We start from the raw sequence: 24,872 nt of genomic DNA on the forward strand, positions 1-24,872 counted from the left end.
GAATCATTATGAAAAAATTTGAAAAGCTTACTTCGGCGATTGTGCCTTTAAATATAGAGAATATAGATACCGACCAGATCATTCCGGCCAGGTTTCTAAAGGCGACTACGCGTGAAGGTTTCGGTGAGAACTTATTCCGTGATTGGCGTTATAACGGTGACAATACCTTAAAAACGGATTTCGTGTTGAACAACCCGGCTTTTAAAGGCAGGATTTTGGTGGCAGGAAAGAACTTTGGTTGCGGTAGTAGTCGCGAGCATGCAGCCTGGGCCATTCAGGATGCAGGTTTTGATGTAGTGATCAGCAGTTTCTTTGCCGACATCTTTAAAGGAAATGCATTAAACAATGGTTTATTACCAATCCAGGTAAGCGATGAGTTCTTAGCAGAGATCTTCAGCACAGTAGGTCAGGATAGTACTGCCCAGCTTGATGTTGATTTGGAAGCACAAACGGTAACCAATGTAGTAACCGGATCTAAAACTGATTTCGAAATCAATCCCTATAAAAAATCCTGCTTAATCAATGGTTATGATGACATCGATTTCATCTTAAACCAAAAGCAATTGGTCGTAGAATTTGAACAAAACAGATAATGTCACAACCCGTCGTCCATATCGCCCACTTTAATCTAAAGTACCATCAAAAACCGGTGTTACAGGATTTGAGCTGGGTAATAAACCGCAATGACAACTGGTTGTTGTGTGGTTCTAGTGGAACCGGAAAAACATCATTGGCCAAAGCTATCGCCGGCTTAATTCCCGTTCATGAGGGAGAGGTTAACATCAACTTCCACCCGGAAAGTACCTTACCGGCAATGGTCCATTATGTGGCCAACTGGTATCAGTTTAAAGACCTTGAAGGCGCTTCAAACTTCTATTACCAGCAACGTTATAACAGTTCGGTTACCGTAACCACAGCTACTGTAATCGCTGAACTGGAAGTTTATGGTAAAGAATACGGACTTCCATCTGAAGAAATTGAGCACATTCTGGAAGCCTTAGGCTTTACTGCTTTAAAAAACTCTCCGCTGATCCAGTTATCCAGCGGAGAACATAAAAAATTGCAATTGGTAAAGGCCTTATGGTTAAAACCGCAATTGTTAATTCTGGACCAACCCTACAATGGATTGGATAGCCTTTCCCGTAAAAACTTAAATATTTTGCTGGAAGAAATCGCGGCAGCCGGAACACAGTTGATCTTAATCAGCAATGAAACGGAACTTCCTGCCGTAATCAATCGCTTTGCCGAGATCCGGAAAGGCGCATTGAAGGAGGTTTCCTTTGAAGAACGCGCCTTAGATCTTGTAGAAGAAATCACTAAACCTGTTCCTTCGTTTTTAAATAATGTCTCTGTTTCCTCCACTGCTGATCATGTCATCAAAATGATCGATGTGAACATCAGCTACAGCGGGAAACAGGTATTAAAGAACATCAACTGGGAAGTAAATTCAGGAGAAAAATGGCTTCTGCAAGGTTACAACGGCTCCGGAAAATCAACTTTATTGAGTTTAATTGCAGGTGACCATCCACAGGCTTATTCCAATAACTTTTACCTGTTCGGCAATAAAAGAGGAACAGGCGAGAGCATCTGGGAGATCAAAGAGCGCATTGGTTTGATATCTCCTGAATTGCATTGGTATTTTGACGCTTCTGCTACGGTATGGCAAAGCATCGCTTCCGGATTCTACGACAGCTCAGGCTTGTTCTGCAATCCAGGTGCAACCAAACATAAACAGGTAGACGAACTGATCAGTTATTTCGGATTAACGGAATATAAAAACAGGTTGATGAATGAGCTTCCCTTAGGCAAGCAAAGGTTAACCTTACTGGCCCGGACCATTATCAAAAATCCGGAGATCTTAATACTTGATGAGCCTTGTCAGGGTTTAGATCAACAACAAACACAACATTTTAACAAGCTGGTGGATGAGCTATGCAAAAATGGAACAACATTAATCTACGTTGGCCATTTTGAATCCCAGTTACCGAGCTGTTTAGAGAAAAGAATTTTATTAGAAAACGGAGAAGTAAAATCCGTAGAACCGATGTTACAAACTATCTAGAACGATGAAGAAAAATATATTAGTTATTCCCGGCGACGGAATCGGACCTGAAGTGACCACTTGGGGTAAAGCAGTATTGGAAGAAATTGCCAAAGGTTTCGGACATGATTTCAGTTATGACGAAGCACTGATGGGCCATGCAGCAATTGAAGCAACAGGCAATCCACTACCCGATGAAACGCTGGAAAAAGCTAAAAAAAGCGATGCCATTCTTTTTGGTGCGGTAGGTCATGCTAAGTATGACAATGATCCTTCTTTAAAAGTACGCCCTGAGCAGGGATTACTTAAAATCCGCAAGGAATTAGGTTTGTATGCCAACCTGCGCCCTATTTTACTGTTTGACGAATTGTTAAATGCTTCGAGCATTAAACCCAATATATTAAAGGGTACAGACATCCTGTTTTTCAGAGAGCTGACAGGTGATGTTTATTTCGGCGAGAAAACCCGCTCTGAAGATAACAATACCGCTTCTGATCTGATGATCTACCACCGTTATGAGGTAGAAAGAATTGCCCGTAAAGCATTCGAAGCAGCCATGCAACGTAGAAAAAGATTGTGTTCTGTAGATAAAGCAAACGTATTGGAAAGCTCCAGATTATGGAGAGAAACCGTACAGCAGATTGCAAAGGAATATCCGGAAGTACAAACCGATCATATGTTCATTGACAACGCAGCAATGCAGTTGATCAAAGATCCGAAACAGTTTGACGTGGTACTAACGGCCAATCTTTTTGGAGATATCCTTACGGATGAAGCTTCACAAATTGCAGGATCGATGGGGATGCTGGCTTCCGCTTCTGTAGGCGAAAGCACTGGTTTCTTTGAACCAATCCATGGCTCGGCACATGACATCACCGGAAAGAACCTGGCTAACCCACTGGCTTCTATCCTATCGGTATCCCTGATGCTGGAAATTGGCTTCGGACTGAAAGATGAAGCAAAAGTGATCATCGATGCCGTAGATCAGGTGCTGAAAGAAGGTTTCAGAACAAACGACATTGCTGACGATACGACCAACCCATATAAAGTTCTTGGAACCAAAGAAATGGGACAATTGGTCTTGAAATATATTACACAGAAAACTAATCCCTAAACTCCAAGAATTATGTTACACGATCCTAATAGAGTCTATGTGTTTGACACCACCTTACGTGATGGTGAGCAAGTACCGGGTTGCCAGTTGGCCACTCCTGAAAAAATTGAAATTGCAAAAGCACTGGAAGCACTTGGAGTGGATGTAATTGAAGCTGGCTTTCCTATTTCCAGCCCTGGTGATTTTCAAAGTGTAGTAGAACTGTCTAAAGCAGTACGCGAACCGATTATCTGTGCCTTAACCCGCGCCAACAGAAAAGATATCGATTCGGCTGTTGCCGCTTTACAATATGCAAAAAGACCAAGAATCCATACCGGAATTGGTTCTTCAGACATGCACATCAAATATAAATTCAACAGCACCCGGGAAGACATTCTTCAAAGAGCAGTTGAAGCGGTAAAATATGCGAAACAGTTTGTAGAGGACATTGAGTTTTTCGCAGAAGATGCAGGGCGCGCAGACAATGTATTCTTAGCGCAAATGATCGAAGCAGTAATTGCTGCCGGAGCAACGGTAGTAAACATCCCGGATACGAATGGTTATTGCCTTCCGGATCAGTATGGCTCGAAGATCCTTTATTTGAAAGAAAACGTTAAAAATATAGATCAGGCGATTATCTCTGTACACTGCCATAATGATTTAGGCCTGGCGACGGCAAATAGCCTTGCAGGATTGATCAACGGTGCCCGTCAGGTAGAATGTACCATCAATGGAATCGGAGAGCGTGCAGGGAACACAGCGCTGGAAGAAGTGACCATGGTTTTAAAGACACACCATGCACTGAACTTAAAAACGAACATCAACAGCAAGCATTTCACAGAGATCAGTTCTATGGTGAGCCGCATGATGCACATGCCGGTACAACCGAACAAAGCGATTATCGGTCAGAATGCTTTTGCACATAGTTCCGGGATCCATCAGGACGGGTTTTTGAAACATAGAGAAAACTATGAGATCATCAATCCGGAAGATGTAGGTTTAAATTCAGCAGACATCATTTTGACAGCACGTAGTGGCCGTCATGCCTTAAAGCATCATTTAGAGCGCTTAGGTTATGAGATCGACCGTCTAAACCTGGATCAGGTATATGAGCGCTTCCTGATCATGGCTGATGAGAAGAAAACGATCGGTGACGATGATATTCTTTATCTAATGAGCGACACGGAAGAAGGCGCCGTAAAAAACGGATACAAACTGAACTTGTTACAAGTGCTTTGTGGTGATCCGCTGAGCCCTACGGCGAGCATCAGACTGGAATATGATGGTGTGGAGCAAGAAGCAATGGCTACCGGAAACGGACCTGTAAATGCAACGATCAAAGCGATTCAGACGATTGTCGGAAAAGACATCACACTGAAGGAATTTACCATTCAGGCCATGCATGGCGGAAGTGATGATGTAAGTAAAGTAAACATGAAGGTTGCCTACGAAGGAAAATCTTATGTAGGCTATGGTTTTAGTACAGATATCGTAAAGGCCTCGGCCAATGCCTATCTGGATGCAATGAATAAATTTATATAAGATGAGTGTAGAAAAAGAAGTTGTACTGGATTTTCTGGCGGCAGCAGAACGATTGAAAGGTACGGTAAAACGTACCCCTTTGGAATATAATGCAGGACTTTCTAAAACATACCAGGCGAATATTTATCTGAAAAGAGAAGATTTGCAATTGGTACGCTCCTATAAATTAAGAGGTGCTTACAACATGATCAGCACGCTGGAGCCAGAACAAATGGCACAGGGTGTGGTCTGTGCAAGTGCAGGAAATCATGCACAGGGTGTCGCACACTCCTGTAAAAAACTGAACATCAAAGGGGTTATTTTTATGCCGGAAATTACCCCGAGGCAAAAGGTGAAACAAACAGAAATGTTTGGTGGTGAACATATTGAAATCATCCTTGTAGGTGATACTTTTGACGATTGCTTAAAAGAAGCATTGGAATATACCGCAGCCAATGGAATGACTTTCATCCCTCCTTTCGATAATACGAAGGTGATCGAAGGTCAGGGAACCGTTGGTGTGGAAATCTTTGAAGACCTTCCGGAACTGGACATCGTGATCATGCCTATCGGTGGTGGCGGACTTGCTTCAGGTGTAGGTAGTTATCTGAGAAATCTAAAACCTGGGATTCAACTGATCGGTGTGGAACCTGAAGGCGCACCTTCTATGAAACATGCCTTAAATACCGGTGCTCCGGTTTTACTGGGCGACATTGATCGTTTTGTAGATGGTGCCGCAGTGAAAAGAGTAGGAAACCTGACTTTTGAATATTGCAGGGAACTCCTGAATCAAATGTTACTGATCCCTGAAGGAAAAATCTGCACAACGATCCTTAAATTATACAATGAGGATGCTATTGTGGTAGAGCCAGCAGGTGCATTGGCCGTAGCTTCCTTAGATCAGATCAAAACTCAGATCATAGGTAAAACAGTCGTATGTATCGTAAGTGGGGGTAACAATGACATTGAAAGGATGCAGGAGATCAAAGAGAAATCCTTACTCTTTGAAGGATTAAAGCATTATTTCATCGTTCGCTTTCCGCAGAGACCAGGAGCATTGAAACTATTTGTAAATAATGTGCTGGGCCCTCATGATGACATCACCCGTTTTGAATTTATCAAAAAAACCAATCGGGAAAATGGTCCTGCACTGGTAGGTATCGAGCTTGCAAAACCAACGGATTACGATGCATTGCTGCAAAGAATGAAGGAATTTAAATTTGAGATCATTGAATTGAACAATGATCAGACACTTTTCGAATATCTGGTATAACAACAATAGATATAATCACCCGAAGGCTGTATCATAGATCTATGATACAGCCTTTTTTTTATAATCCTTAACTCTGATTAGAAAGAATAACCTAATCCAACAGAAAGCACTCTGTTTTTAGCTTTTCCTTCACCACCAGCGTTGATCACATTGCTTAATCCAAGGCCATATCCTGCGTGGATATTAAAGCCATTATTTAACTGATAACCGGTTAATAGATTAATACCAAAATCGCCGCGTTTGAATGCTTTGTCATCGCCATATTCAATATCTTCCTTCACTTCTACTGAATTAGAACCAGACATTGCTTTAACTTTAACCTTTCCGGCTATACCAATTGCATAATAAGGACCAGCTCCAACAAAGAACTTACCACTACCTGATTGAAAGTTAGCTACGATATTTACCGGAATTTCCAAATAATGCGGGTTTAGTGTTGCTTCTGCCTTACCTGAACCTCCTTCACCGAACTCAGAAAAATCACCTGTATCTTTCGTGCCTTTTCCAATGTACAAAAGACCTGGCTGCACAGAGAACATTTCACTTACCGGGATATCGACAGTACCGCCAAAATAAAATGAAGTATTTAATTTGCCTGTCTCGTTAACTCCGGAACCGGAGAATGACATATTCGAGAATGATGCGCCAGCTTTAACCCCAAATTTAATAGGACTTGTTTGTGCCGAAGCAGTTAAACCCAAACCGGTTAAGATTGTTAATGATAGTAATAATTTTTTCACGCTTTTTTAAAAATTTATTCGTTAATATTCTATTGATTAACGATAAGACGTCAAAAAAAAACGATAGTTACAATCAATTTGCATTTATAAGCGAAATCAGGATATTATTTCTGGCACTAATCTGCTGGTTAACTACTTTCATCTCAAAAACATGTAATATTCTATCCCTAATTGCGCGTTAAGAAGAGAAATTCAGGAACAACACGTTTAATTAACCCTGAGAGATCTGAGCACGAGAATTCAACTGTCAGGTGTAAAATCTGGATCTGCACCTTCTATGAAACATGCCTTGTAAAGAATGAAGGAGTTTAAATTTGAGATTATTGAATTGAATATCTGGTATAAAACAATAGATAGGATCATCCGGCCCGACTCAATAGAATTGAATCGGGTCGGGTGATCTGAAAAATTTATTGATTTTGCACTAAAGACCTTCCATCTATACTAAAGACATCAAAAATTACCGCTGGATTTCCAACGATTGGGAGACCAACTTGTATCATTATACCAAACTGTAGACGCCCCATATAGACACTCTTCCAATACACATCCGATGCTCCAAAATATCCTGCATCAACAGCGTAATTCAAAATCTGAGTACCAGAAGCACCAACAGCGGCGAGAGCAGCTCCAGGATTTCCTTCCAGCCCTTTTGTAATGCAGATAACCCTATCGAAATGCTCAACATTTGCGAGACCATCAGAGAAATTCGGGTTTATATCAATTGAATTAGTGTACATGACTCCATCTCTGTTACCAGGGATTATAGTATTTGATAAATTTTGATAATCTATCGACACTCCTGTACGTCCAGCTGGTCTTTCAAATACATTAACTGCCATTCCAACACCTCTCCATGTACCAAAAATATTCTTATGCTCTGCTCTTCCTTCCAATGCAGCAAAACTTTGGTAATTTAGTGCGTCAGAATGCAAATTGTAGGCCTTGCTACGAAAAAGAACCCGTCCTCGTTCTTTATTAATAATATGCCAGTTTCCTAGTGCTGAAGTAAAACTATTTCTTTGTGGCACCGTAAGCTCCAGACTTTCTGTAGAGACCAGATTTGATTCACTTAGCTGCTGTGCTTTTTGAAACGAAACCTTTCTATATGTTGTTACTCCTTTTTCTTTAAAATGTAAATAGTCCTCTCCGACTTTAACAAAACCATTTTTATTTGTCAATATAGCTTCACTAATACCAGAATTGTTTATCCTATAGCTATCCTCGGTAAATAAAAGACTCTCCTTATATTTCATCTTAAGGTTCGAAAACCCTCTGAAATAATTTTCTTTCGATCCCTTTTCAAACTCGTTAAGTTCTTCATTAAAGCGCTCATATACAGTTTGCATAGAGGTAAAATTCAGAGACTTTTCCCACTGTTGTCTCTGACTTTTATTCATACTACTAACAACTTTGTAATAATCAACAAAGGCTGAGTAGTCTTTGAAAGCTAAGTGATCGCCTTCTAGCTCAACATCTCGTTTAATTTCATCTTTGATTGAGGAATCTTTCTTTTTACAAGAAGAGACCACTATTGCAAATACAATAAGGAACAGTTTAAAATTGTTTTTCATATTAATTTTTCTTAAAAGGCATAATAACAATATTATTTTTATTTTATAAATTATAAAATTTAATAAAATTGATCAAAAATACATTTTATATTTAAAAACCACGATTAAAGAAATAAAATTCTTTTAATTATTTTAAATTCACAAAAAAAACACCAAAAAAGCACTTAAATCCATAATTAAGACTTATTTTTTTTTGATATGAAACAAACACATACAGTTACTTCAACAGAATTAAATTCATAAAGTATTTCTAAATCATAGATATCACAACAAAAAAAGTTTTTCTAATTTTATCCTTCATTGGCGCTTTAACAAGAAAAGCATTAAAAATCACATGGAGCAGCAGCAACTAATAAATGAGAACATACTTCTGGAGAAATTTCCTGGTAAGGGAGGCTGGACTTTTGCACGCCTTCCAGGCATATCAAAAGATAAGCACAGGCCTTTCGGGACTAGAAAAGTAAGGGGTTTTATTGACAGCTATGAAGTAAAAGATACTGCGCTGATGCCAATGAAAGAAATGTTGTTTATTACCGTAAGGGCAGAAATACGCAAACAGATCGGCAAGCAGGCGGGCGATTATGTAAGAATTGTATTATACGATGATAGCGAACCGGTTTCCGAAATTATTCCTGAAGACTTTATTGAGTGTTTGAAGGATGAACCAGCAGCCTGGGCTTCGTTTCAGAAGTTAAGCAAAGCAAAACAAGAAGAATGTTTTCAATGGCTGATGGAATCCGAAATCGTTCAAACCAGGATTCAGCGTATGGCTGATGCCATTACCAATTTAGCATCCGGGTTTCCCTTTCATGCTACAAAAAGATAAGCATAGATTCTTTAAAAAAGATCAGATTCTTATAGATATCTACTGATTAGAACCTACTACAATCAAAATTATCCTCTGGAAACAATCACACTCTCAATCAATAAATCCCCATTAAACAGATTATTCGCAATATTATTCCATATAACATTTTAATTACAGTATAAGTAAAAGCAAAATTGTAATTTTATGGCAACAGATTTGCTATACGAAGATCAAACACACAAATCATATGAAAAGAATTTTATTACTATTAATCTGCACGGCTACACTAGGTCTGGTTTCGTGCAAGAAGGAGACAATCGTTCAGGAGACTTCCAATAAAACAATCATCTTTGACATTAACCCAAGCCAATGGAAACTATCCAATGATGGATTAAGCTATGATGTTAGTTTTAATGATATTCCTGAATTAGATGATTACGGTATAAAGTATGAGGGCACAATCTTATCGGTATCTTTTCCAAATTACACTATTTATAAGCCTCTACCTTATGTTTTTGATGTAAGTTCATATCATTACAGCGTTTATCAAGGTGGAATTACAATTAGTATTGAAAGTTCGGACCTACAGGCTACACGCCCAGTTCAACCTACCCAATCTATGAAATTTAAATTAGTCATTGTAGCCTCTAATAACGTAAGTTAATTGGCAATTTAAAGTATTATAACTGTAAAAAACGACCAATGTTCGCTTGAACATGGTCGTTTTTTTTATGCTCTCCTCTATTCAACTGAATTGCTCTTATCGTTACCCCATTTCTTTCCAGTAACAGTTCTTCGTAAAAACCTTTATAATAAACATCTTTCACCTCAAAACGCCTGCTGTTCCAGGAATTGGTCAGTTCTACCCATTCCGGATAAAATACCGCATTGCCTTCCGTAATTTCAAGACCAAGCTTTTTCGCTTCATCTGTATTAAGTACCACTGCATTTCCCAGCATCCGGGCAGTATAAATATGATTTGGGTGGTTATAAATCTCCGCTGGCTTTCCCCGCTGCATCAGATGCCCATCTTTCAGGATCAACAGTTCATCAGCCAGGAATAATCCATCGGCAGGATCATGAGAAACCATAATCACTGTTACCCCCGTCTCCGCAGCAATTCGTTTAATATCTGCCCTCAATTGATTTTTCAATAAAGCATCTACCTGACTAAAAGGTTCATCAAGTAACAGTACCGAAGTATTGGTTACCAATGCTTTTGCGATGGCCACCCTTTGTTGTTCCCCTCCACTCAACTGCGTAATCTTTTTATCTTTCAGGTGATCAATGTGCAGGTGAAGCATCATTTCCATCGTCTTCTCATGCTTATAATGCACATCTGTATTGGCCATCATGGAAGCGATGTTATCATATACTTTCGCATAGATGTTCAGGGAAAAATCCTGAGTCACCATTTTCATCTCCTTATGACCGGGGATCAATTGCTCATGCGGGCCAAAGATCCGTTCTCCTTTAAAAGTTACTTCTCCTTCATCAACACTCAGCAATCCATAAATACATTTCAGCAGGGTCGATTTCCCACTTCCACTTTCACCAATAATGGCGATGATCTCCCCCTTATTAATATCAAAGCTGATATTCTGTACTCCTGAAGCCTGTTCCTGCTGGTATTGTTTGCTGATGTTTTTAACGCTGATGATTTGTTCCTTCACCCTGTAAAGATAAAATATTTAATACAGTGGAATGTCACACGAATTAAAAATGTCCGGTTTTACTATACCTTTCCAACGCCAGGTCCAGATCATTGGTCGCATTGGCAGTCACACGTAAAACTACTTTCCCGTCTTTATCCAATAGGATTTTGGTAGGAAATCCCGTGATTTGATATGCCTTTACCACATCAATATCTGTATCATCCTTATTCAACAGATTGATCCAGTCTATACCATCTTTGAGCATTGCTGTTGCTGATGCAGCCCTCCGCTCTTCTATAGTTTTAGGGTGTTCCGTGCTGATTCCGATTATTTCGAAACCCATTTCTTTATACTTAGCATTAAGCAGCTTTAAATGAGGGTTTCCAGCCCTGCAGGGAATACACCAGCTGCCCCAAAAATCGAGCAGAATCACTTTACCTCTTTTAGCAGATAAATCAAATGGCAAACCGTTCTGATCGCTGCCTTTAAAGTTCAACGCCACTGTTCCCGCAGCTGTTGACTTAAGTGACTCCACTTTCTGGCGTACTTTAGCTGCAATCCCGGTCTGCTTATAGGTATCCGACAATTTAGAATATGCCGAAATATATTGATCTGCGGTATAAAAATTAGGCATTCTTCCCAACAGGTAACAGCTGAGCAATGCGTCCGGATAATCAGAAATGTATGCCTTCTGCTTAGCGATAATTTTCATGGAAACAGCCTGTCCTTTCCGAATCAATTCTCTTAGCAACAAGCTATCGGCTTTAGAAACCGACATCATCTGTCCCCTCAGCATCAGGTCTTCCGCAAGCAGGTTCTGAGCAGATTTCTTATAAGCCATAAACCCTTCATTCTCCACATCACCCTCTATAACAATCCGGTCAAAATCCTTCAAAGTACCCGAAACCTGCAGATCCGATCTGAACACAAAAAGATCTGTTCCTGACGCAATTGTTTCATTTGATCTTTTATCGACCCGTTTTTCGTCTTTAATGGGTGTCAATTGCAACCAGGCAAGAACCGGTTCCTTCTGCCGCTTCAGCTTAAAGCTGAATTTCCCGGCAAGGAGTTCCTGCGTATGAGTTTCCTTTTTACCTTCTCCGGATTGGAAAGAGAGGGTCAGCCTATGACTGCCCTCTCCTTTCAATTTACCTTTTATCACGATACTGTCCTGTTGTGCCAACGACTGCAACGCAAATAACAGCAAGATAAAACCAAGATTAATGCGCTTCATATTATTGCGGTTTGTAAACCAGATCGATGATCTTTCCCAATCCTGAAATTTTCTTAGTGTTGGAGGCGATGTTACCAGTTGGGGCAAGCTCAAAATAATACAATTTCCCTTCCTCCCCTTCATTAACACCGGCTACCAATGCGCCGTTAAGCATTCTTAATGCCATAATATTGGCAGATGCAAACGGAATCTCAAAGACTTTGCGCGCAGCATTCATTTCTACATCATACACATAGATCTTTTGACCCACTGCGTAATAGATCAGCGGTAAGGTAGAAGAGATCGCAAAAGTACTTGCCCTGCCGATATCAGGGACATTTGCCATTTGCTGATATTTTACTGCAGGATTTGTCCCATTTGAGTTAATCGCATAAAAATGAAAACTCTGGCTACGCGGATCTTTAAACAGCGCATAAAAGTGATCCAGTACCGGCGCTGGCTGCATAAAAACCATCGTTTTATTGATCTTGTTCATATCAAATGCAGCGCCCTCTACAACGGGTAGACCGACTAATTCCGACTTATTCGCAGGAAGCACCAGAAAACCGCCGTTTTTCTCATCGTAAATAATTCCCGGGTATTTTGAACCTACAGCCATAAAGCCTGCGGCCTTATAATCACCTGGAATCTTTGCTCCAAAGCGTGTGGGAGGAGGTACACTCGTAGCCATTACATACAATGATCCATCATTAATGATGAACTCCCTGTCCCCACTCTTCTTTAAAAAATACAATTCAGGCCTGGCGGGAGCAGGTTGCTCATAGAACAAAGAATTATAGTTCTGAATCTGTATAAAATCATTTCCCTTCAATTGAAGAATATCTGAAGCAGTCTGTACAAATACCTTCTGTTCCTGTTGTCCGTAATAGGTATAAATCCTGCTCGCTCCACCCGGAATTGCCTTTCCATTACTGAGTTTAAAAATATCAGAGAATATTTTCCCTGCTGGATTTACCATATCTATATCCACATCATTCCCCTTACGGTTCAACACCATCCATCCTTCGGAAAAAGGTGTTACCACTTTTACGCTGAAACTCCTGAATTCACTGATTCCGGTTGACGGATCCGTCGCCTTAAACACCAGTTCATAGGCATCCGTGATTGGCTCTTCGGCAATGATCACCGCAAGGTTCTTTTCTTTAGACAGCACTTTTGTTTTCCCTGTCTTCGGAGAATAAATTTTCCATTCATAGCTCAATACCTGGCTGCTTTCAGATTGCCTGATTCCTGCTGAAATCTTCAAAGAATCAAATTTCATCAAACTGAAATTCGGAATGGAATCTATTTTTACTTCATTTAGCTTTTTATACTCATAATTACCACGGTCCTTGGCACAACCGCTCAGGATCAGCAACACCGCAAAACAGGAATAGATATAGCCAGTATATTTTTTTATCGTCTTCATAATTTTAAACCATTTTAATTGGGAAAGGTTACCCTGTTCCCGAATTCATCCATCATCAGGCCATTGATTTTCTCCTCTTCGGCAAGCGCATTTTTCAACTTTATCTTCAGATAAGTCATCTGGCTATAGGGAACCTGCTCGGGATAAGCAAAGGTCGACATGCCCAGGGTTTTAAAAATAAAGGCAAATTTCACTTCACTAAAAACTCCGAAAAATACCGCAAGCCGCTGATCCCAGTTATCGGGCTTGGAAAAGAAATCATTGATCTTAATCTTGTAGCTTAGTTGTTTGCTGATGCCAGGCATAAAATCTTTCGACTGCAGTACATTTAGTTCCAGAAACACTTCTTTTTTCAGTAAATCCGGACTCCGCATTACAATAACCGGCAAACTCATTTTAAAAGAATCAGCAGGCATTGTATATGGAAGTAGTCTGTAGTGCTTTCCGGCAATAGCCGTACTGTTTTCGGAGGGCCCAAGGAGGATTTCACGGGGAGATTTTGCTGCTTTTCCCATGATGCGGACCTTTACATAAACCGTATCCTGCAGAACCTCCGCTTTTCTCACCGCAAAAGAATAGGAGGTACTATCCTTACTCACATCAGCAGCTATTTTTTCAATATACAGATGCGCCTCATCATTATACATAATGAGTTTATCTTTAACACAGGAACTGAGCATCAGCGCTCCTATAACCAGACACATGGTGCCTGCGATCTTCATCGCTTTATTTATTTCTAAACTCATATTCATTATCAGGAACAGGTAAAACATATACTTTATCATTGGCTATAACTGTAGAGCCGGGAACCTTGGGATAACTAAATCTTTTATAGTAATAAAAGAGTTGTCCTTCGCTGAAAAACTCCTTTTTATACTCTTTCAGAATTTCTTCTTTTACACCATCCAGATTGAAAGTTGTTGACAATGCTGAAATTCCCCGGTTCAGGCGGATTTCGTTCAGATAGCCGATAGCAGTAACCGGATTGGTCTCACATTCTGCCAGGATATAAAACATCTCTGAAATTCTGATCAGCGGCATCAGTTTAACATACATGCCTCCATTGACAGTCGCCTCTGAATATTCCTGCCAGAATTTTGAATGGTATTTTACAGATTGATCGATCTCCCACAAATAGGCGTAACGAAAATCTGTAGAACCACCGGAAGCCACTTCAAACACCGTTTTAATATTACTTTCCGAATGGTTAAGTTCCGTAGCGTCAATCCCTGCAACCCGGAATTTGAAATATTCTGAAGCCGGCTCGTTCAATTTAGAGATGTATAAGGAAAAGATATGCTCTGTGGAAAAGGTCCGGTCCTTTCTTGTTCCGGTAAGGTTTGCACTGGTAATGAACGTATATTTTTTAGCATCAACTACCTGTTTTGCACATAAAGCCGCATTGATTTTGTCACCTTTGTACAAATAAACACGCGCCAGAATTGCCTTGACGGCAAAATAGTTCATCCGGTTTGTTCTGAACTTAGAAAGGTCATCCCCATTTAAAGGCGCTCCGTTAAGCGGATCTGTTTTTTCTAATAGGGCTTCTGCTTCTTTAAGGTCGGCAATGATGTAAGCAAGTGTCTCATCAATCGTGGAAAGCGGACTTGTAGTGGTGCTCAACCGGTTCACATAAGGAATCCCGGCAACATTACCGCCTTTGCTATAGGCCGGGGCAAAAAGACGCAGCAGGTCGAAATGCATAAAAGCACGGAGTGCGAGGGTCTCTCCTTTAATCAGGTTGAAGTTACTTCCGGTGAAAACACCTTTCTTCTCTTCGATATGCCCGAGAATGTTATTGGCATTTGCGATGGTGTTGTACATCTCATTCCAGATCGCATCAATCCTTGGTCTGATTTTGATGTTCAGGTAATCATATCGCTGTGCATAATATAACTTATGCCCTGTATTGTTAACTGCATAACGTTGTGCCAATACGTCAAGGAAGCCCATGGTCAGGTTATCTGCATACAAGTCCGGGCTGGACATTTTGGAATATACACCCAATAGCGCATCCTTAAATCCAAGTTCATTTTCAAACAATTCTGCCTCTTTGATCTGAGAAGAAGGGCGAACATCCAGCCATTTTTTACAGCTCCCCAGACTTCCGGCAAAGAAAATAAGGAGTATCCCTGTGATCAGTATTTTAAAATCTTTCATATTTTTTGAAGTTTATAGCGTGGTTCTAAGGGAGAAAGAAACAGAACGGGCAAAAGGATAATTCAATCCTCTTTCCTGTTTTACAGTTGATATTCTGAAAATATCATTCATATAAAATGATAAGCGAAGGTTCTGAAGCCTGATTTTTTGGAGAAATTTCTGTTCAAAATCATAAGATAAAGAAGCAGATTGCAAGGCAAAGACACTTTCATTCTGAATGAACCTCGATGAGGTTTTTGTGATCGTTTTATCCTTTACATCTTTATAAAAAGTAAGGTCACCCGGAGATTTCCACCTTTGTTCATATACCCTTCTATCGGTATTAAATGCAGGATCAACATTTTCGACACGTTGAATCAAGGTAGAATTGTAGACCTGATTGCCAAATTTATAGGAAAAAATCACATTGAGATTAAACCCTTTATATCCCGCAAACGTACCAAAACGACCTTCCAGATCCGGTTCTAGATTACCCATGGCCTGTTTATCTGCAGGGTCCCAGATATTGGTCAGACTCCCATCTTTCTTTACAAAAACTTCCTTACCATTACTCGGATCAATCCCTTTCGAAGGAACCGCCCAAATGGTATTCACAGAATAGCCTTCTTCCAAACGCACTTTTGGTGCGGTCTGATCACCTTTATCCTGATCAGCATTCAGCTTCTTGAAAATGGCCCCCACATTCTGGATCTTATTTCTGTTCTGAACCCCTGATGCACTGATGCCGAGGTAGAAGTCTCTCGCTGTATTTTGTTTCAGGATCACAAATCTGGAAGTGATTTCAAAACCATTGTTTACCAGTTCTCCAAAGTTCGCCTTGTAACTACCGAACCCCACTGATGGTGGCGTAGTAATATCTGCGAGGGCATTCTGAGTCAAGTCATGATAATAATTTACAGAAATATCCAGCCGTTCATTGAACAGGAGAAAATCAGCACCTGCATTGGTGGATAGTTTATTCTGCCATTTTAAATTCTCATCTCCGAGGGCCAGCAAAAAGGCACCTACGCCAACGCGGTAATTTAAATTGGTAAAATAGCTATAGGTGGTCATGGCCTGATACGCCGGTACATTTAACCCTCCCTGTGAACCATAGCTGGCGCGAATTTTCAGTTTGTTCACAAACTTTAGCCCGCTCATAAAAGCTTCTTTGTGCATATTCCAGCCAGTTCCGACCGACCAGAATTTACCGAAACGGTTCTTTGCACCAAACTGAGAAGAGCCATCCATCCTGAAGGAAGCATCAAGAAGGTATTTCTCCATATAAGCATAGTTTGCATTGGAGAAAAAGCCAATCCGCCTGCTTACTTCCTCCAAACCCGATGGCTTGCCATTGAGTTCATATTGCTTGGCAAAAGTAATATCAGCGAGTCTGTCGTTGGGAAAACCTTCGGCCGTAAACTGATTGAAATCCGTTGAATTATCTGCGATATTGACACCACCAGCAGCGTAAAGCGTGTGCTTGCCAAAGGATTTTCCGAAATTAAAGGCCAGATTACCTTCATAATTGAGCATCTTTCCATTTCTAATCGTATAAGAGCCTCTTCTGAAGAAATCTGATTCCGGATACTTTGCAAATTTGCTGTGTTGCGCAGAATAAAACTCATCTGAATTCGTACTCTGCTTGGTTAAACTCAAATTGGCCACAAAACGTAAGGCTCTGCTCACAAACCACTCCGCAGAAAAATTATTGACAAATTCCTGATAAGATGTAAAATCTTTAGACCTTAAAGTGGTATTATAAATCGGGTTAGCGAACATCGAAGGCCTGCGGTACTTGTCAAAATACCCCTCATCGAGATTTGTCTTTATCCGGCCTTCATCATCATAAATACTCCAGTAAGGATTTAACAAGGTATACTGCGCAAAATTACCATAAGGGGAATTGTTTGCCTTATTGGTATTTACTGTCAGGGAATTTCTAAATTTAAATTGCTCAAACTGGTAGGAAATGGAGAACTCCCCGGAGTAATTGGTCCGGTCTGAGCCCTTCATCACACCCCGCTCAGTACCTTTTGTGAATTGCAATCCATAACGTACAAAATCATCTCCGCCTTCAGCATACAGCGTGTTTCTATCTGAATATCCGGTCCGGACAGGTTGCGCGAGCCAATCGGTATTTACCCCTCTCGTTACCGCTTTCAGGCGGATATTGTATTGCTCATCGTATACCTGAGTATAATCATCTCCTTCTGCACCAAACAATCCGGCGCTTTTTTCCAATGCCAGTTTATCTTTCGCATTTAAGAGGTTATAGTCAGATAAATCAGGCATAGACAACTTAAAATCATTGTTATAAGTAATGCTTAATTTCCCGCGTTTCGGTTTAATCGTTTCAATGACCATGACGCCATTTGCTCCTCTCGAGCCATAAATCGCAGTTGCCGCAGCATCCTTTAAAAGAGATACCGAAGCAATCCTGTTCATATCCAGATCGAAAACCCTTTGCAAAGGCACTTCAAATCCGTCCATAATAAACAATGGCTGATTTGGCTTTCCGGTATAACTTCCTTTGATGTCCGGAAAGCCGGAACCTCCCCTGATCTGTATATCCGGTAGCGCATTTATATTCGAACCAATGGTATTATTTTCAATAATGCGAAAGGAAGGATCCATTGCAGATACTGCCGACAATACATTTTGAGCGCTAACCTTTTTAAGGTCTGCCGCAGAAAGCGTAGTAATCGCGCCGGTATAAATTTCCTTTGGACGCTCAGAAATCCCGTTGATCACCACTTCTGTCAGTGATTTCTTTTCCGGCTCCAGGCGTACCACAAAATCTTTTTTGCCCCCAATTTCCACTTCTTTGTTCTGGTAACCTACATAACGAAAAACCAATACCCTCGCATCTTCAGGAACGTTAAAGCTAAACTCGCCTTTCTCATTGCTTTTAAAAACCTCCGTTTTCCCCTTGATCAGGATACTGGCATTTGGCAATGGGATTCCCATTTCATCCAGCACCTTCCCTTTTACAGGCGGATCTGCTGAAACGCGGCTTCTTTGGGAAAGATTTTCATCCCTTCGGATGATGACCGTTTTATCTTTAATGATATAAACCAGGCCATGCCCGGCAAGAACCGACTTCAGTGCAGTTTCTAATGGCTGATTATGAAGGTCTATATCAACTGTTTTTAAGGCATTCAGCTGATCTGGCTGCCATAGAAAATCATACCCTGTTTGTTTCCGAAATTCGATAAATACCTCTTCCAGTGCCATATTCTTTTTATGGAGCAGCACACGCTGAGCAAAGCCGGCGGCCCCCACATGTGCCATTCCGGCAATCAGTAGTGCGGTAACTAAATTTATTCGCATCAGTATTTTCTTTTTATCTGTCCTCAGCAGAAATTTCATCGCGCAGGCGGGAAGCCTGCACCCCTTGTGTGTAGAATTTTTATACATTTGATCTGTTTAGGTTTCTATTTGTAATAGAATGGGTTAGTAACGCTATTTTTTGCAATGAACCTGAATGTGTATCCAATGTCCGATGGCCGTCGGGCATTGGTTTTTCCAGATTTTAATCGTTACCTAAGGACATCGGGAAGGTGTTTTTTTCATTTGTTGGTTGGTTTAGTTGATTTATAAAATTTAATGTAATTCGACTTTGACTTGCTTACCCTTTATGGTAAACTTTACCGGACCGGTTAATTCCAGTTTTTCCAGCAACTCGGAGATGTTCTTAAAGCGGGAAACAGTACCGCTAAAAACCTGTTGTCTGGCAGCCTCATTTTCATAACTGACATCTACATCATACCAGCGACTGATCTTGCGCATAATGCTTTCCAGGCTTTCCTTGTTAAACACGAAATACCCATTGATCCAGTCGACCGTATTCCCGGCATTTACTTTCTCTACTTTGATCTCTTTTCCTGCAATTAAAGACTGCTCTCCCGGTTTCAGAATGACACTTTCCTTCGCCTGTTGTGACGCATCTTTTTCCATAAGGCTAACCTGTACACGCCCCTCAAGCAAAGTAGTACGGATATAAGGTTCTTCGATATAACTGTTGATGTTAAAGTGCGTTCCCAAGACTTTTAACTCCTGCACTCTGGTCTGGACAATAAAAGGGCGTTGGTCATTTCTGGCGACTTCAAAATAGGCTTCTCCGGTTAACTGTACTTTACGTTCCTGCTGCGTATTCAATAAGATGGAATACACCAGCTTCGAGGAAGAATTGAGCCAAACCCTCGTTCCATCAGGTAAATGTACCTGATACTGACCTCCTCTTGGCGTTTCAATGGTATTGACGGCTGTACTTTCGACATCCTTAGCGCAGGAAGTACAGGCGGTATAGACCAGTTGCCCATCTGCAGTCTTACTGATTTTTATCCCTGCCTGATTTGTCAATGCACCATTATCCGCATCCGTCAGACTGATCTTTTCGCCATTGGCCAGGGTCAGAAAGGCTTTATTACCCCCAGGCTGAATCGCTGTGATATCAGGTACTGCCAGCGGCTTATTCCTAAGATTAAAGAAATAGGTCCCCACACTCAACAGGAGCAGCAATACGGCAGCAATCCTGACCAGTTTCTGATACCTGAAGCCAGCCTTTACATTTGCTTTGTTACTTTGAATATTGGCAAACAGCCGGCCCCGCAGCTCGCTTTCAGTGCTGTCCGGACCATCCCATAAAACGGGTTCCTCACCGTTCAGGTCATACCAGCTGTCCAGCAGTTCGCGTTCTTCAGACGTAATGGTTCCCTTTAACCATTTATCAGCCAGTTCTTTTAACCGGGCCTTATCAGGTTCTCTCATTCAGGTTGCTTTTCTTATATAGTGTATAAGATTTAGGCCCTACCCTTAGTTGGGTATCAAAAAAATAAACAATTGGCTATGAACGACTGAAAACCAGTCGGTTAAAATCAGGAAGCAAAGCAAAAAACCGACGAATAGATTTCCGGAGAGACCTGAGGGCTTTACTGATGTGGGCTTCTACCGTTTTCTTTGACAAGTCCAGCGACTCGGCTATTTGCTGATCACTGAGGCCATCTTCCCGGCTCATACGAAATACCAGCTGACATTTTTCAGGCAAAGCCTGAACTGCTGCTTCAATCTCCAGCTGCAGGTCGGAGAAATTCAGCCATTCCTGTGTGGAGTTATCTGCCACCATCATTTGATCGATGTCATGCACCCCCTGGTGGCCAAGCTTTTTATTACTGGCCATTCTGGCCATCACCTTGTATTTGACAACAGCCGCAATATAAGTAGGAAAACTATGTTGGATTTGGATTCTGTGCCTGCTGTTCCAGAGGTCTATAAAAGCATCCTGAACCACTTCTTCGGCATCGGTATGGGATTCCAGTTTCAGCATGCTTTTATAGATAAGCCGCTTCCAATACCGTTGATACAATAAAGTAAATGCGTCTTCATTGTCATGAGCTAACAGGCCGTACAATTCCCTATCACTTAGCTTATTATATTCATACATAATTATTGATCCCCGGACGAATGTAGCAAATTAACGGGATTCCATAAAAAAATCCTGTAACCAAAGGCTACAGGACCGATTATATTTGTGTGCGTGTGTTCTTTTACAATCCTAAGGTGATACCGAAGGACATATTTCTCAGCCCTTTTTGAGCAGTAGTGGTAAACATATCATTGAAATAGTATTTAGTAAAGAGACCAATTGCCCCATAACCAATACGAACGGTTCCACCATAACGGAAAGGTTCAAAATTATAGTCGTCTTTAAACTTCTCTTTTCCTCTTTCTTTACTGATCTGTTTTACTTTAGCATTTAACAGGAAAGCCACTTCAGGACCTAAGACAAAGTAAAAACGTTTTCCACTGGCATTCTCTTTTGTACGAAATTCAAAGTTCAGCGGAATGTGTACATAGCTGCTGGACAACCTGTTTTTTGAGAAGTTAATATCTTCTTCAGTATAAGCCATTGTCGGGCTGTTTTTGAGTAGCGTGATGTTCTTTTTCAAACGGATCATGGTCCAGTCAAAACCTCCTGCCACATAAACCTTAAAATTTGGATTGAAGCGATAGCCAAACTGCAATACATCAAAGGAGAAAGTACTTGATTTGCCGCCGGTATAATCCAGGAATTCGTTGTCTTTGGATAAAGAAAAGCTACCGTTATCTACCAGCCTGGTGAAACCCCAGTCTAAGCGGGTAAAAGTAATTCCTCCGATAAAACGACCTTCCGAAGCTTTTGCCTTTTTTACGCTGTCACTCTCCACCTTGCGCATAGAGATCCCGGTTTCACTACCTACAGAGATGGTTAATCTACGTTTTGTACGGGTACTATCCTGTTGTGCGAATACGCTTTGAGTCATAACACCGGCAAGTCCGCTTACCAAAAGTGTTGTCAGTAATAATCGTTTCATATGGTTGGTTTGTTCTTTCTTATCTTATTTGTTCTTTCTCGAATTGAATTTCAAAATGCCAATGTTGACCGCTATTAAAGAAGAGTTGTCGTCATCATCTGTCTTGAATTGTATAATTTTATTTTCTCTTTTATCTAATTTATCCACCACAAAGTTGATCACGTCTCCTACATTCCGGATGCCTTTTCTTTCCCTGACTTCTGTCTCTGCGATTTGATTGTTCTGCTCATGTACCACCGGCGGGTCTATCTTTGCAATCATGATCTCTTTTTCCATCGTAAGCACAGGTTTGATTTCTTCTTTCGGCTCAGGAACAACATCCGCAACTTTAACCTGTTGACGCTTAACCTCCTCGTTTGGTTGCAAGGCCATCTGGCTATTTTTGCGGACCAGGTTCTCCAGCTTCACTTTCGGAGCCAATACCAATGGTGTACTCTCAGGACGCAGATCAGCAGGTTCCTCAACTGAAGCGTTTTGCTTAGGTACTGCTACAGGCACATTTTCTACCTGTGCGGTAGTTTCAGCAGTATTTCCCTGCAATTTTAAAGGCTCAGTTCTCTGAGAAAGCAAACCAATTGTCGTCGCAATGACCACTACTGCCGCTGCCGCCCAATATACCGGGAATGCCTTTTTTTTCTTTGGTGCCAGTTCCTGTTCAATATTGCCCCATAAGTTGGAAGAAGGCTGAATTTCGGCCTCCTCAAACCTGTCTTTAAACAACTGATCAAAATCTTTATCCTGCATAGCTTGCATAATCTATACCCTCCATTTTTATAATCTCCTCTTTTAAGATCGCCCTTGCTCTGGACAATTGCGATTTACTTGCCCCTTCAGAAATGCCAAGTGTTGCAGCAATCTCTTTATGGGAATATCCTTCGATGGCATACATATTAAATACCATCCTGTATCCGTCTGAAAGCTTTTGTATCACTTTCAATAAATCCTGCATTCCCAGGCGGCTAAAATCAAAGCCTGCCGAAGGTTGCTCATAAGCATCTTCAATCGGCACCACATTTAAGGTCCTCAGATTTTTGCGGTAACTTTCAATCGCAGTGTTGACCATTACCCTTCTCATCCAGCCTTCAAAAGAACCATCCCCTCTATATTCTGCAACCTTCTGAAAGATCTTGATATAACCCAGCTGCAATACATCTTCGGCTTCCATTCTGTCTTTTGCATAGCGCATACAAACCGCCAGCATTTTCGACGCAGTTTGCTGATAAAGCGCTTCCTGCATCTTTCGCTTACCGGCTTTACAGCCTTCCATGAGTTCCTCTATCTTATACTGCGTCAAAATCATTGTCTGTTTGGTATATAGAAGATGTGCATAACAACAGAAAGGTTGCATGCAAAGGAAAATAAAATGAAAAGAATAAGAAAGGAGTTAGCAGTCGTGCTTTTTCCTGTAGTGTTTGTACCATTTTACAGCAAGCATAATGACCACAGCAAATATAACCAGACCTATAAGTCCGTAAACCCAATTTACGGCGCTTTTAAGGACCACTGTAAAGACAATAGCTACCAGGAGGATAGTAGCGACTTCATTCCATAAACGAAGCTTAAATGAGCTTGTTTTGCATTTGCCCAGCTTGAGCTGATACATGATGTTCTGACAAATGAAATGATAGATAAGCAACAATGCGACAAAGACCAGTTTTACATGAAACCATGGAGTTTGCAGCAACACAGGGCTCAGACAAACCATGCTGACTCCGGCAACAACCGTGAGCACCATCGCAGGGGTAGTAATGATATGCCAGAGTTTAGCTTCTATGCGTTCATATTCCCTTTGCAGGATATTCCGCTCTATTTCAGGCTTATCCTCTGCTTCGACATGATAGATGAACAGGCGAACACTATAAAACAATCCCGCCATCCAGCTTACCATAAAGATGATGTGAACAGAGAGTATGTAGCGATAGTATTCCATTTTTTGTTTTGTTTGTTTTAACTTAAAAAGAGGCCATTTGATGTTCAAATAGCCTCTTTATTATATTTTAGTATCTGAATTCTTTAACCACTTCAATCGCATATTTCACGTTATCAAACGGAATATCCGGCATGATACCATGGCCAAGGTTAAAGATAAATCCATTCTCCCCGCGCATACGCTCAAACAATTGAAGGATGTGTTTTTTGATCACCGGTTTATCCGCATATAAAATATGTGGATCCAGGTTACCCTGAACTGCAATACCTGCAGGAAGTGCTTGTTTAATATTTAAAAGATCCGCATTCCAGTCTACCGAGATCACATCCGGTTTAGCCTCAGCCATGATCGGAGCAAATACGGAACTTCCTTTACAGAAGGAAATGACAGGAATATCTTTTCTGTTTAAGTTGGCAATGATTTCCTGAATATAACGGTGAGAAAACTCCTGATAATCGTTCCATGATAAAGCCAGTGCCCAACTATCAAAAATCTGGATGGCATTTACCCCTGCAGCAATCTGAAGGTTCAGGTAATCTGCAGTAACTTTCGCAATTTTCGCCAGTAAGCGATGTGCCAGTTCCGGATGATTGTGCATCAACAGTTTCGTCAGTTTGAAATCTTTTGAAGAACCACCTTCTACCAGGTAGCTCATTACGGTGAATGGTGCACCGGCAAAACCAATCAAAGGAATACTGCCGTTTAAACGTTGCTGAATCACTTTAATCGCATCAGCTACATATTCCAGTTTGTCCAGTACATCCACATTCAGGTTATCGATATCCTGTGCATTACGTACCGGATTGGCGAATTTAGGACCAACACCCTGAGTAAAGCTCAAATCTCCACCCATTGCTTCTCCGGTGACTAATATATCACAGAAAAGAATAGCGGCATCGATTCCCAACAAATCAACAGGTAACATCGTTACATCGGCAGCAATTTCAGGCGTTTTGCACATCTCCAGGAAAGAGTATTTGTTTTTGATTTCCCAGTACTCAGGCATAAAACGACCTGCCTGGCGCATCATCCATACCGGTGGACGTTCTGTTTGCTTTGAAAGTGCGGCATCTAAAAATAACGTATTCATGTGTAATTTG

22 protein-coding genes are annotated in these 24,872 nt (G+C 40.9%); 7 read left to right on the top strand and 15 right to left on the bottom strand.

Annotation, left to right across the window (positions count from 1 at the left end; translation table 11 throughout):
• Positions 1–8: 8 nt before the first annotated feature.
• Genes leuD through ilvA form a run of 5 tightly spaced genes read left to right on the top strand, consistent with a single transcriptional unit; the run spans position 9 to position 5,928 of the window.
• Positions 9–593 (top strand): 3-isopropylmalate dehydratase small subunit, encoded by a 585-nt coding sequence (gene leuD / locus DBR43_RS09985; RefSeq protein WP_124580263.1) that lies wholly within the window; start codon positions 9–11, stop codon positions 591–593.
• The gene (locus tag DBR43_RS09990) at positions 593–2,062 is read left to right on the top strand and encodes an ATP-binding cassette domain-containing protein (protein ID WP_199756994.1); all 1,470 of its coding nucleotides are present in this window, start codon (positions 593–595) and stop codon (positions 2,060–2,062) included. Before leuD ends, DBR43_RS09990 begins: the two co-directional genes overlap by 1 nt.
• 4 nt (positions 2,063–2,066) lie before the next feature.
• Entirely contained in the window at positions 2,067–3,155 is a 1,089-nt protein-coding gene (gene leuB / locus DBR43_RS09995; RefSeq protein ID WP_124580266.1) for a 3-isopropylmalate dehydrogenase, read from the top strand.
• A 12-nt stretch (positions 3,156–3,167) separates the two neighbouring features.
• Positions 3,168–4,676 (top strand): 2-isopropylmalate synthase, encoded by a 1,509-nt coding sequence (locus DBR43_RS10000; RefSeq protein ID WP_124580268.1) that lies wholly within the window; start codon positions 3,168–3,170, stop codon positions 4,674–4,676.
• Position 4,677: 1 nt separating this feature from the next.
• On the top strand, positions 4,678–5,928 hold the full coding sequence (ilvA, locus tag DBR43_RS10005) for a threonine ammonia-lyase IlvA (protein WP_124580270.1): 1,251 nt from the start codon (positions 4,678–4,680) through the stop codon (positions 5,926–5,928).
• Positions 5,929–6,005: 77 nt separating this feature from the next.
• Here the strand turns inward: ilvA and DBR43_RS10010 are convergent, their stop codons facing one another.
• A complete protein-coding gene (locus DBR43_RS10010) occupies positions 6,006–6,668 on the bottom strand; it encodes a porin family protein (RefSeq protein ID WP_124580272.1) in 663 nt (220 codons plus the stop codon).
• 410 nt (positions 6,669–7,078) lie between these two features.
• A complete protein-coding gene (locus DBR43_RS10015; RefSeq protein ID WP_124580273.1) occupies positions 7,079–8,242 on the bottom strand; it encodes a DUF4848 domain-containing protein in 1,164 nt (387 codons plus the stop codon).
• A gap of 334 nt (positions 8,243–8,576) precedes the next feature.
• Between DBR43_RS10015 and DBR43_RS10020 the strand changes: the two genes are divergently transcribed.
• Both DBR43_RS10020 and DBR43_RS10025 read left to right on the top strand, forming a co-directional pair.
• Positions 8,577–9,068, top strand: coding sequence for a YdeI/OmpD-associated family protein (locus DBR43_RS10020; RefSeq protein ID WP_124580275.1), 492 nt, complete (start codon positions 8,577–8,579; stop codon positions 9,066–9,068).
• A 229-nt stretch (positions 9,069–9,297) separates the two neighbouring features.
• Positions 9,298–9,714 carry a hypothetical protein gene (locus tag DBR43_RS10025; RefSeq protein ID WP_124580277.1) on the top strand — a complete coding sequence of 139 codons (417 nt, stop codon included), beginning with the start codon at positions 9,298–9,300 and terminating at the stop codon, positions 9,712–9,714.
• Between the two features lie 16 nt (positions 9,715–9,730).
• Here the strand turns inward: DBR43_RS10025 and DBR43_RS10030 are convergent, their stop codons facing one another.
• The 13 genes from DBR43_RS10030 to hemE form a co-directional block, all read right to left on the bottom strand.
• On the bottom strand, positions 9,731–10,723 hold the full coding sequence (locus DBR43_RS10030; RefSeq protein WP_124580279.1) for an ABC transporter ATP-binding protein: 993 nt from the start codon (positions 10,721–10,723) through the stop codon (positions 9,731–9,733).
• A 43-nt stretch (positions 10,724–10,766) separates the two neighbouring features.
• On the bottom strand, positions 10,767–11,939 hold the full coding sequence (locus DBR43_RS10035) for a TlpA family protein disulfide reductase (protein WP_158622473.1): 1,173 nt from the start codon (positions 11,937–11,939) through the stop codon (positions 10,767–10,769).
• Position 11,940: 1 nt separating this feature from the next.
• Positions 11,941–13,347: a PKD-like family lipoprotein gene (locus tag DBR43_RS10040; RefSeq protein WP_124580283.1), complete on the bottom strand. Its 1,407-nt coding sequence runs from the start codon at positions 13,345–13,347 to the stop codon at positions 11,941–11,943.
• Positions 13,348–13,361: 14 nt separating this feature from the next.
• Positions 13,362–14,093, bottom strand: coding sequence for a DUF4843 domain-containing protein (locus tag DBR43_RS10045; protein WP_158622474.1), 732 nt, complete (start codon positions 14,091–14,093; stop codon positions 13,362–13,364).
• The gene (locus tag DBR43_RS10050) at positions 14,074–15,507 is read right to left on the bottom strand and encodes a RagB/SusD family nutrient uptake outer membrane protein (RefSeq protein WP_124580286.1); all 1,434 of its coding nucleotides are present in this window, start codon (positions 15,505–15,507) and stop codon (positions 14,074–14,076) included. The genes DBR43_RS10045 and DBR43_RS10050 overlap by 20 nt, the downstream gene beginning before the upstream one ends.
• A 12-nt stretch (positions 15,508–15,519) precedes the next feature.
• Complete coding sequence (locus DBR43_RS10055; protein WP_158622475.1) at positions 15,520–18,819, bottom strand: SusC/RagA family TonB-linked outer membrane protein; 3,300 nt, start codon at positions 18,817–18,819, stop codon at positions 15,520–15,522.
• Positions 18,820–19,092: 273 nt separating this feature from the next.
• Positions 19,093–20,259, bottom strand: a complete 1,167-nt coding sequence (locus DBR43_RS10060; RefSeq protein ID WP_124580290.1) for a FecR family protein — start codon at positions 20,257–20,259, stop codon at positions 19,093–19,095.
• Positions 20,260–20,335: 76 nt separating this feature from the next.
• Positions 20,336–20,932: an RNA polymerase sigma-70 factor gene (locus tag DBR43_RS10065; protein ID WP_124580292.1), complete on the bottom strand. Its 597-nt coding sequence runs from the start codon at positions 20,930–20,932 to the stop codon at positions 20,336–20,338.
• A 103-nt stretch (positions 20,933–21,035) separates the two neighbouring features.
• A complete protein-coding gene (locus tag DBR43_RS10070; RefSeq protein ID WP_124580294.1) occupies positions 21,036–21,842 on the bottom strand; it encodes an outer membrane beta-barrel protein in 807 nt (268 codons plus the stop codon).
• A gap of 24 nt (positions 21,843–21,866) precedes the next feature.
• On the bottom strand, positions 21,867–22,595 hold the full coding sequence (locus DBR43_RS10075; RefSeq protein WP_124580296.1) for a hypothetical protein: 729 nt from the start codon (positions 22,593–22,595) through the stop codon (positions 21,867–21,869).
• Positions 22,576–23,142: an RNA polymerase sigma factor gene (locus tag DBR43_RS10080; protein WP_199756995.1), complete on the bottom strand. Its 567-nt coding sequence runs from the start codon at positions 23,140–23,142 to the stop codon at positions 22,576–22,578. The genes DBR43_RS10075 and DBR43_RS10080 overlap by 20 nt, the downstream gene beginning before the upstream one ends.
• 84 nt (positions 23,143–23,226) lie before the next feature.
• Positions 23,227–23,772, bottom strand: a complete 546-nt coding sequence (locus DBR43_RS10085; RefSeq protein WP_124580298.1) for a CopD family protein — start codon at positions 23,770–23,772, stop codon at positions 23,227–23,229.
• Positions 23,773–23,839: 67 nt separating this feature from the next.
• A complete protein-coding gene (hemE, locus tag DBR43_RS10090) occupies positions 23,840–24,862 on the bottom strand; it encodes a uroporphyrinogen decarboxylase (RefSeq protein WP_124580300.1) in 1,023 nt (340 codons plus the stop codon).
• Between the last annotated feature and the right edge of the window lie 10 nt (positions 24,863–24,872).

Source organism: Pedobacter sp. KBW06, from assembly GCF_003852525.1.
In the GTDB taxonomy this organism is placed as follows: Bacteria; Bacteroidota; Bacteroidia; order Sphingobacteriales; family Sphingobacteriaceae; genus Pedobacter.